Genomic DNA, 9,769 nt, shown 5'->3' on the forward strand with positions numbered 1-9,769 from the left:
GATCAATACTTATATATTGATAATTTAAAAAAACCTACCTACACTCCGGCCAATAAGGAAACGCACGACGGTGTTCGGAGAAAGGAAGGAGCCAAGTGTCTACAGCCCAACGCAAACTCAAGGCTGCCATCATCGGCAGCGGCAACATCGGCACGGACTTGATGATCAAGATCCTGCGCCATGGCCAGCACATCGAAATGGGGGCGATGGTCGGCATCGACCCGCAATCGGACGGCCTGGCCCGCGCGGCGCGCCTGGGCGTGGCCACCACGCATGAAGGGGTCGAAGGCCTGGCGCGCCTGCCGGTCTTCCAGGACATCGACTTCGTGTTCGATGCCACCAGCGCCGGCGCCCACGTGAAGAACGACGCATTCCTGCGCGCGCTCAAGCCCGGCATCCGCATGGTCGACCTGACGCCGGCCGCCATCGGCCCGTACTGCATTCCCGTGGTCAACGGCGAGGACCACCTGGACGCCTTGAACGTGAACATGGTGACCTGCGGCGGCCAGGCCACGATCCCGATGGTCGCGGCCGTATCGCGCGTGGCCAAGGTGCACTACGGTGAAATCGTGGCGTCGATCTCCAGCAAGAGCGCGGGCCCCGGCACGCGCGCCAATATCGACGAGTTCACCGAAACGACGTCCAAGGCAATCGAGGCGGTGGGCGGCGCCACGCGCGGCAAGGCCATCATCGTGCTCAATCCGGCCGAGCCGCCGCTGATCATGCGCGACACCGTCTACACGCTGAGCGAACTGTCCGACGAGGACGCCATCGCGCGTTCGGTCGAGGACATGGCCGCCGCCGTGCAGGCCTACGTGCCCGGCTATCGCATGAAGCAGAAGGTGCAGTTCGACCGCATCGACACGCCCGTGCGCCTGCCCGGCGTGGGCGAGGCGCTCACCGGGCTGAAGACCTCGATCTTCCTGGAAGTCGAGGGCGCGGCCCATTACCTGCCCGCCTACGCGGGCAACCTGGACATCATGACCAGCGCGGGCCTGCGCACCGCGGAACACATGGCCCGGCGCATGCTGGCGGCCTCGGCGCTTGTTTGAGGGCGGTGACACACGATGAATCAAGCCAAGAAAATCTACATCTCCGACGTGACGCTGCGCGACGGCAGCCACGCCATCCGCCACCAGTACAGCGTTGAACAGGCCCGGCGCATCGCCCGGGCGCTCGACGAGGCCAAGGTCGATTCCATCGAGGTCGCGCACGGCGACGGCCTGCAGGGCTCCAGCTTCAACTACGGCTTCGGCGCGCACACCGACCTGGAATGGATCGAGGCCGTGGCCAGCGAGGTCAGGCACGCCAGGATCGCCACGCTGTTGCTGCCCGGCATCGGCACCGTGCACGACCTGAAGAACGCCTATGACGCCGGCGTGCGCGTGGTGCGCGTGGCCACGCATTGCACCGAGGCCGACGTCTCGCGCCAGCACATCGAGTACGCCCGCCATCTGGGCATGGAGGCCGTCGGCTTCCTGATGATGAGCCACATGACCGAACCGCAGGCGCTGGCGCGGCAAGCCAAGCTCATGGAAAGCTACGGCGCGACCTGCTGCTACGTGGTGGACTCCGGCGGCGCGCTCGGCATGCAGGACGTGCGGGACCGCTTCCGCGCCTTCAAGGATGTGCTCAAGCCCGAAACGCAGACCGGCATGCACGCCCACCACAACCTGAGCCTGGGCGTGGCCAATTCCATCGTCGCCGTCGAGGAAGGCTGCGACCGCGTGGACGCGAGCCTGGCCGGCATGGGCGCGGGCGCGGGCAACGCGCCGCTGGAAGCCTTCATCGCCGCCATCGACCGCATGGGCTGGAACCACGGCACCGATCTCTACAAGCTCATGGACGCGGCCGACGACATCGTCCGTCCGCTGCAGGACCGTCCGGTGCGGGTGGACCGCGAGACGCTGGCGCTGGGCTATGCGGGCGTATACAGCTCGTTCCTGCGCCATGCCGAGGCGGCGGCGGCCAAGTACCAGCTCAAGACCGTGGACATCCTGGTCGAGCTGGGCAAGCGCCGCATGGTGGGCGGCCAGGAAGACATGATCGTCGACGTGGCGCTGGACATCCTCAAGCAGCGCGCCTGATCCGCCAGGCGCCACCTGGCATCCGCGCGTCGGCTCCGGCCGCCGCGCGGATGCCCACAATTTGAATATCAACGAGACAAGCAAGGTACTTCATGTCGACAAGACAATCGGGCCCGGCCATGGGCAACAGGCCGGCGGGCAGTCACGCCCGTCCGGAAGCCGCCACGGTCAGCGAGGCCGACCGCCGGCGCGCGCTGTTCGGCAGCGCGGTCGGCAGCACCATCGAGTGGTATGACTACTTCCTCTACGGGACCATGTCGTCCATCGTCTTCGGCAAGCTGTTCTTTCCGTCGAGCGATCCGGTCACCAGCCAGCTGCTGGCGCTGGCCTCGTTCGCGCTGGCGTTCCTGATCCGTCCCATCGGTGGCATCGTGTTCGCGCATGTAGGCGACCGCGTCGGCCGCAAGAAGACGCTGGTGATCACGCTGTCCATCATGGGCCTGTCCACGGTGCTCATCGGCCTGACGCCGACCTATGCCAGCATCGGCATCTGGTCGCCGATCCTGCTGACCCTGCTGCGCCTGCTGCAAGGACTCGCGCTGGGCGGCGAATGGGGCGGCGGCGTGTTGCTGGCCGTGGAGTACTCGCCGGCGCACAAGCGCGGCTTCTTTGGCGCGGTGCCCCAGACCGGGGCCTTGTTCGGCCTGGCGCTGGGCAACTTCGCCACCTCGGGCCTGAGCGCGCTGTTCTCGGAGGAAGCCTTCCTGTCCTATGGCTGGCGCATTCCGTTCGTGCTGTCCATCGTGCTGGTGCTGATCGGCATGTGGATCCGCAACAAGGTCGAGGAAACGCCGTCCTTCCGCAAGGTGGCCGCCGAAGCCCGGGACAATCCCAAGAATGCCGGGGAGCGCAAGATGCCGCTGGTGGAGACGCTGACCCGGCATTGGCGCGCCGTGCTGATCGCCATCGGCGCCAAGTTCGTCGAGACCAGCACCTTCTTCCTCTTCGCCACCTTCACGATCTCGTATCTGGTGGGCCTGGGCTATCCGCGCGTCCAGGCGCTGAACGTGGTGCTGGTCGCCGCGCTGATCGCCGTGCCGGTGATGCTGTACTTCGGCGCCTTGTCGGACCGCATTGGCCGCAAGAAGGTGTTCGCGTGGGGCACGGTGGCGATCGCCATCTACGCGCTGCCGTACTTCTGGCTGCTCAACCAGGGTTCGGCGCTGATCGCGACGGCCGCCGTGGTGCTGGGCTTTTCCATCATCTGGTCCACCTACGGCTCCGTGCTGGGCACGTTCTTCGCCGAGAGCTTTCCGCCGAACGTGCGCTATACCGGCGTTTCGCTCGGCTATCAGGTGGGCGCGGCGCTGGTCGGCGGACCGATGCCGCTGATCGCCACCGCCCTGCTGGCCCGCTATGATGGCAGCTATGTCCCGGTGGCGGTCTTCATCGTCCTTTGCGCCGCGGTGTCGCTGATCGCGGTCGGCTTCACCAAAGACCGTACCGGGCAACCGCTGGATACGTGACGCGCAGGACGCGTGTCGCATCGGCGCCGCCGGCGCCGCTGGCCGTCGATGCCTCACGTTCCGTCACCCTCTGCTCAGCACATGACCGAAAAATCCGTCGACAAGACCGTCAAGGCCGAAAAGGCCGCCAAGACAGCCAAGCCGCTTGCTAGCCAGACCCTGTTCCGAGGACTCGACGTGGTCAGCGCGGTGGCCGAAGGCTGCCGCAGCGTGCAGGACATCTCCGACCGGACCGGCATCGCCTTCAGCACCACCCACCGGCTGGCCTCGGCGCTGGTGCAGATACGCTATCTGCGCTTCGAGCCGCGCAAGGGCTATCGCCTGGGCAGTCGGCTGGTCGAGCTGGGTTTCATGGCCTACCGCGACTCCGCCATCACCACGACGGCGCGGCCCTTGCTCGAAGAGCTGGCCGCCCAGACGCAGGACACCGTGCACCTGGCCGCGCTGGATGAAGATGAAGGCATCATCTATCTCGACAAGATCGGCGGCCAGCGGCCCATCGAGGTCAACACGCGCATTGGCGGCCGCAAGCCCGTATGCAGCACCAGCGTGGGCAAGGCGCTGATCCTGGACCAGGGGCCCGCCGCGTGGAAACAGCGTTACGAACAGGAAGCCGCCAAGGGCATGGGTGGACGCCTGCCGCTGGATGAATGGCTGGCCGCGATGGCGGTCTATGCGGCCAAGGGCTACACCTTCGACCTGGCTGAAAACGTCGACGGCATCCGCTGCGTGGGCACGCCCGTGCGCGATGCCAGCGGCGCCATCGTCGCATCGATCAGCGTGACCAGCACGGACGCCTACACCGACGAGGCGCGCATGCACGAGATCATTCCCCTGGTGCAAAGCGTGGCCCGCAAGATCAGCATGCTGTTGGGTGCGGGCGGCGCATAGCCGGCATCGCGCCATGCGTCGCCGGCGCGCCGCCGGATTCAGCGTCCCAAAGCAAAACACCCCAGCCGTCGGAAAGCATCCGATGCCTGGGGTGTTTTTCAGCTGGCGTGGCGCGACTGATGCCGCGCCCGCGAGCGGGGCTTAGCCGCGGCGCGCGCCTGCCGGCTTGCTGAAACGCTTGCCGCCGTCGCGCTTGTCGAACGAGGGCTTGCCCTGGAAACCGCCTTCGCGCTGCGGACGGTCGCCGAAGCTGGCGCGGTCATTGAAGCTGGGGCGGTCGCCGCCACGGAAACCGCCTTCACGCGGGCCGCGCTCGTTGAACGGACGCGGATCGCGCTGGGCGCGGTCGCCGAAGCTGGGACGGTCGCCGTAGGAGCGCTCGCCGCCACGGAAGCCGCCTTCGCGTTGCGGACGGTCGCCGAACGAGGGCTTGCCTTGGAAGCCGCCTTCGCGCTGCGGACGGTCGCCGTAGGGGCGGTCGCCGCCACGGAAGCCGCCTTCGCGTTGCGGGCGATCGCCGAACGAGCGCTCGGCGCGGAAGCCGCCTTCGCGTTGCGGACGGTCGCCGAACGAGGGCTTGCCATGGAAGCCGCCTTCGCGCTGCGGGCGGTCGCCGAACGAACGCTCGGCGCGGAAGCCGCCTTCACGTTGCGGACGGTCGCCGAAAGCGGGACGGTCGCCGAAAGCGGGACGGTCGCCGAACGGGCGCGACGGACGCGCTTCGCGGTCGCCACGGTAACCGCCTTCACGGTTGCCCTGGTAGCCGCCGCCGGGGCGCTTGCCGAAGGGCTTGCCGCCGCGCGGGCCGCCGGTGGACGGACGCGGCGTGCGCTGGGGTTCCAGGCCGGCGATGACTTCGGGCGTGATCGACTGGCCGATGTAGTGCTCGATGCGGCGGACCTTGTGGCGCTCGGAGTGCGTGGCCAGCGTGTAGGCCAGGCCGTTGCGGCCGGCGCGGCCGGTGCGGCCGATGCGGTGCACGTAGTCCTCGGCCTGCATCGGCAGGTCGAAGTTCACGGCGTGGCTGATGCCTTGCACGTCGATGCCGCGGGCGGCCACGTCGGTGGCCACCAGGATGCGCAGCTGGCCGCGCTGCAGTTGCGTCAGGGTGCGGGTGCGCTGGCGCTGGTTCATGTCGCCGTGCAGGGCGGCGGCGGCAAAGCCCTGGTCGGCCAGGCGGTCGGCCAGATCGTCGGCGCCGCGCTTGGTCGACGTGAAGACGATGGCCTGGTCCAGCGAGGCGTCGCGCAGCACGTGATCCAGCAGCTGCATCTTGTGGCTGGCGTCGTCCGCGTACAGCAGGCTTTGCGTGATGTTGGTGTGCTTTTCCTTGGCGCCGGCGATCTCGATGCGCTGCGGTTCGCGCATCATGCGGGCGGCCAGCTTGGCCACGGTGCCGTCCAGCGTGGCCGAGAACAGCAGCGTCTGGCGGCTTTCCGGCAGGCGGCCGATGATGGTCTCGATGTCCTCGATGAAGCCCATGTCCAGCATGCGGTCGGCTTCGTCCAGCACCAGCGTGTGCACGGTGTTCAGCTTGACGCGGCCGGCGTTCAGGTGATCGATCAGGCGGCCGGGGGTGGCGACCAGCACGTCCACGCGGCGCGACAGCGCCTTCAGCTGCGCGCCGTAAGGCATGCCGCCCACGACCGTGGCGGTGCGCAGGTCGGCCAGCTTGCGGCCGTAGGTGGCGGTGGCGTCGGTGACCTGCAAGGCCAGCTCGCGGGTCGGGGTCAGCACCAGCACTTGCACGCCGACGCCCTTGTTGGCGGGCATCTGGGCGATGCGGTGCAGCGCCGGCAGCATGAAGGCGGCGGTCTTGCCGCTGCCCGTCTGCGAGGACACCATCAGGTCATGGCCGGCCAGGGCCTGGGGAATGGCGGCGGCCTGCACGGCGGTGGGGGTGCTGAAGCCGGCGTCTTGCACGGCGGACAACAGGGCAGGCGCGAGGCCGAGGTTTTCGAAAGACATAACTTTCCCTTGCCGCGGTCAAAGCGGCGCATTGCCAGGTCGGGCCGAAGGTAGGGGCGGCGATCCGGGCGACGGTTGATGGAGCATCGTGCCGACCGAATCAACCGTGCGCGTGACGCGTTCCATGTAACTGCCGGGAACGCAGGGCGAAAGGAAAGGAGGTCAGGAATCGATGATGTTCGGCATGGGCCAGGGCGAGAGGCTGCCCGGCAGACTGCAAAAAAATCCGCTAAATCAACGCGGTAGATGCCGAACTCGTTTTGTGCAGTGCGGCGATCATAACCCGAATTCGCCTTGCCTGGGAATTATTTTTTTGTCCAGTGCCCAATCAATAGGGTTTTTCCCTTGGTCAACCAACCAGCGATTGGTCGCCGCGAAATGGCCGCAGCCCAGGAAGGGTACGGGCGGGCGGCGGGCCGACAGCGGCGAGGGGTGATTGGACATCAGCACCAGGTGGCCGCTGTTGCCGGGCAGCAACGCCTGCTTGGCCTGGGCGTGCGCGCCCCACAGCAGGAAAGCCTTGGGCGAGGGGTCGCGCGCCACCAGCGCGATCAGCGCGTCCGTCACCGTTTCCCAGCCGCGTTTGGCGTGCGAGGCGGGCTGGCCGTCTTCCACGGTCAGCGCCGTATTCAGCAGCAGCACGCCCTGGTCGGCCCAGGGGCTCAGGTCATTGCCGGCCGGCACCGGGGCGCCGGGGAATTCCTGGGCGATCTCATTGAAGATGTTGCGCAGGCTGGGCGGCCGCTTGCAGTCGTCCGGCACCGAGAATGCCAGCCCTTGCGCCTGTCCGGGGCCGTGGTACGGATCCTGGCCCAGGATCACCACCCGCACGTCTGACGGCGCCAGCCCGTGCAGCGCGCGGAACGGCGTGGCCGGATAGACCACCGCGCCTGCGGTCAGGCGCTGCTCTATATGAGCGGTCACGGCGGCCAGCGCGTCAGCCACGGCGCGCGCCGCGAAAGCGGCTTGCCACGCGGCGGGAAGTTCGGCGGCCTGGGCGGCCAGGGCGGAGGGGAGCAGGCGGTTGTCCATGGGCATGGGCGCGATTGTGGCACAGGGTCATGGACCGTTCCGGAGCGTGGCGCTGCCTCGGGTTTCTCCCTAGCGCACTTTGAGAACAATCTGATGGAACCCGGTCATGCCTCCCGGTAGGTTGTAACCAATTCGAATTTCCCCTAATGGAAGCGAGTTTGGTAAGAAATGATAAAAAACATACAACTTCCAATATTGTCGCCAATTTTTAATTCAAAAGTTTTTATTTTTCGACATATTCAGGCCTTAAGTTTCAGTAATACAGTTCCGTCAAATAAAACGTAGTCGGTTTTTATTTCAATAAGAAACAAATGCGTACCCGTCATTCCAAGCGGGAAACCCTCCGGCATAAGGGTTCCCGTAGCGTGGCGCTGTCGGTTGCATTGATGGCGTTCTTCGCATTCCCCTCGGCCGCGCAGCAGACGCCCGCCGAAGCCGCCGCCCGTGCCAGTGAAATCCAGCGCCGCCAGGAACAGGAACTGGAGGCGCAGCGCGCCCGCGCCGCGCAGCGCCCCGACGTCCTGTCCGCGCCCGAGGCGCCGGCCGCCGGCGAAGGGCCGCTGGTGTTTCCCCAGGAAAGCCCCTGCTTCGTCCTGCGCGAAGTCACATGGGATGGCGCCGCGCCGCCGGCGGACCTGTACAAGCTGGCCGCCACGGCCGTCGGCCCCTGCGTGGGCGGGCTGGGCCTCAAAACCCTGCAAGAGCATTTGCACGCCCGGCTCATCGACCAGGGCCGGGTCACCGCGCGCGTGCTGGTCCCCGAGCAATCGCTGGCCGCCGGCACGCTGACGCTGCGCTACGTGCCGGGCCGCATCTCGGCGGTGCAGAGCGAAGGCGCGGCCGGCTGGTGGCGCACCGCCTTGCCGACCGGGCCGGGCGGCGAGCTGAACCAGCGCGACCTGGACCAGGCCCTGGAGAACATCCGCCGCCTGGGCAGCCAGGCCGACGCCTCCATCGACGTGGCGCCGGGCCCCGAGCTGGGCGATTCCGACATCGTCATCAAGCCCGGCACCGGCAAGCGCTGGCACGCGTATATCGGCGGCGACAACGCCGGCATGGAATCCACCGGCAAGGAGCAGATCAACGCCGGCCTGACGCTGGATTCGCCGCTGTTCCTGTACGACCAGTTCTCGGTCTCTTGGAACAGCAACGCCGCCTTCGGGCGCGACGACGCCGCCACGCGCGCCGGGTCCGTCAACTACAGCATTCCCTTCGGCTACTGGACGCTGTTCGCCGGCGCCAGCCGCTCGCGCTATCGCCAGACCGTGGCGGGTTTCGACGAGCCCATCATCTATGCCGGCACCACCAAACAGGTGGACATCGGCGTGTCCGTGGTGCCGTATCGCGGCAGCACCTACAAGGGCACCGTGATGTTCAAGCTGCTGCGCAAGCGGGTCAACAGCACGATCAACGACATCGACATCGAAGTCCAGCGCCGTGACGTCACCGGCTACGAGTTCAGCTACGGGCATCGCCACTACGTGGGCCAGGCCGCGCTGGACATCGGCGGCGGCGTGCGCGGCACCTTGCCGCAATGGTCCAACCAGTCCGGCTACGTCTACGGCGATCCTGACTGGAACGGACGCAGCACCATCCTCACGGCCAACGCCGGGCTGTACCTGCCGTTCAAGCTGTCCGGCCAGCAGCTGGCCTATCAGGCCAACTGGCAGATCCAGCACGCCAGGACGGCCGTGGTGCCGTCCGACTATTTCACCATCGGCAACCGCTACGCGGTGCGCGGTTTCGACGGCCAGATGACGCTGGCCGCCGAAGACGGCTGGAGCCTGCGCAACGACCTGTCGCTGAATCTTGGCGACCTGGGCCAGCAGCTTTACGTCGGACTGGACGTGGGCCGGGTCGGCGGGCAGTCCGCCCAGTTCCTGTCCGGCCGCACCCTGGTCGGTTCCGTCGCCGGCCTGCGCGGCCGCGTGGCCTTGCCCGGTGTTGCCAATGCGGTCAACGCCAGCTACGACCTGTCGCTGGGTTGGCCACTCAAGAAACCAGAAAGCCTGAAGACGCAGCACACCGTGTTCGCCGCGTCGCTGATGTTCGAGTTCTAGCGTGAAGCGCGGCCGGGCCTGCCCGCGCCGCGTTCAGTGTCAGCGGTATCAGCTGTATCAGTTGCGTTGTTGTTGCTCGCCGCCGGCCAAGCCGGCGCGGACCGCTTGCCCGCGGCCGCGTCGATGGCCTGGCGCGGCGGGGCCGTCGCTCGCGGGCCGTATGCCTCGCGGGTGGCCGCAAGCCATCCAAAGCGATTACCGAGAGTCGCCTCATGTCCAAGTTCCGTTCCGCCATCGTCTGGCTCGTGCTCTACACCCAGATCTG

Annotated in this window: 7 protein-coding genes; 5 read left to right on the forward strand and 2 right to left on the reverse strand. The window is 67.1% G+C overall.

Features of this window, described 5'->3' with window-relative positions:
• Positions 1–95: 95 nt before the first annotated feature.
• The 4 genes from KDH83_RS27045 (at position 96) to KDH83_RS27060 (ending at position 4,444) form a co-directional block, all read left to right on the forward strand.
• The gene (locus KDH83_RS27045) at positions 96–1,052 is read left to right on the forward strand and encodes an acetaldehyde dehydrogenase (acetylating) (RefSeq protein ID WP_212321369.1); all 957 of its coding nucleotides are present in this window, start codon (positions 96–98) and stop codon (positions 1,050–1,052) included.
• A 15-nt stretch (positions 1,053–1,067) separates the two neighbouring features.
• On the forward strand, positions 1,068–2,087 hold the full coding sequence (dmpG, locus tag KDH83_RS27050; RefSeq protein WP_212321371.1) for a 4-hydroxy-2-oxovalerate aldolase: 1,020 nt from the start codon (positions 1,068–1,070) through the stop codon (positions 2,085–2,087).
• 92 nt (positions 2,088–2,179) lie between these two features.
• On the forward strand, positions 2,180–3,553 hold the full coding sequence (locus tag KDH83_RS27055; RefSeq protein ID WP_249205385.1) for an MFS transporter: 1,374 nt from the start codon (positions 2,180–2,182) through the stop codon (positions 3,551–3,553).
• A gap of 81 nt (positions 3,554–3,634) precedes the next feature.
• The gene (locus KDH83_RS27060) at positions 3,635–4,444 is read left to right on the forward strand and encodes an IclR family transcriptional regulator (RefSeq protein ID WP_212321373.1); all 810 of its coding nucleotides are present in this window, start codon (positions 3,635–3,637) and stop codon (positions 4,442–4,444) included.
• Positions 4,445–4,585: 141 nt separating this feature from the next.
• Here KDH83_RS27060 and KDH83_RS27065 read toward each other — a convergent pair whose 3' ends face one another.
• The gene (locus KDH83_RS27065) at positions 4,586–6,412 is read right to left on the reverse strand and encodes a DEAD/DEAH box helicase (RefSeq protein ID WP_212321375.1); all 1,827 of its coding nucleotides are present in this window, start codon (positions 6,410–6,412) and stop codon (positions 4,586–4,588) included.
• A gap of 276 nt (positions 6,413–6,688) precedes the next feature.
• Entirely contained in the window at positions 6,689–7,450 is a 762-nt protein-coding gene (locus tag KDH83_RS27070; protein WP_212321377.1) for a uracil-DNA glycosylase, read from the reverse strand.
• Positions 7,451–7,755: 305 nt separating this feature from the next.
• Between KDH83_RS27070 and KDH83_RS27075 the strand changes: the two genes are divergently transcribed.
• Entirely contained in the window at positions 7,756–9,504 is a 1,749-nt protein-coding gene (locus tag KDH83_RS27075; protein ID WP_212321379.1) for a ShlB/FhaC/HecB family hemolysin secretion/activation protein, read from the forward strand.
• Positions 9,505–9,769: the final 265 nt, after the last annotated feature.

This window comes from Achromobacter sp. Marseille-Q0513 (assembly GCF_018195695.1).
Classification (GTDB): domain Bacteria; phylum Pseudomonadota; class Gammaproteobacteria; order Burkholderiales; family Burkholderiaceae_B; genus Achromobacter.

What these genes read in the sequence shown, in the direction of transcription:
- KDH83_RS27055 (WP_249205385.1), top strand. Translation starts at nt 2,180, where the DNA reads ATGTCGACAAGACAATCGGGCCCGGCCATGGGCAACAGGCCGGCGGGC.
- KDH83_RS27075 (WP_212321379.1), top strand. Translation starts at nt 7,756, where the DNA reads ATGCGTACCCGTCATTCCAAGCGGGAAACCCTCCGGCATAAGGGTTCC.
- KDH83_RS27060 (WP_212321373.1), top strand. Translation starts at nt 3,635, where the DNA reads ATGACCGAAAAATCCGTCGACAAGACCGTCAAGGCCGAAAAGGCCGCC.
- KDH83_RS27070 (WP_212321377.1), bottom strand. Translation starts at nt 7,450, where the DNA reads ATGCCCATGGACAACCGCCTGCTCCCCTCCGCCCTGGCCGCCCAGGCC.
- KDH83_RS27065 (WP_212321375.1), bottom strand. Translation starts at nt 6,412, where the DNA reads ATGTCTTTCGAAAACCTCGGCCTCGCGCCTGCCCTGTTGTCCGCCGTG.
- dmpG (WP_212321371.1), top strand. Translation starts at nt 1,068, where the DNA reads ATGAATCAAGCCAAGAAAATCTACATCTCCGACGTGACGCTGCGCGAC.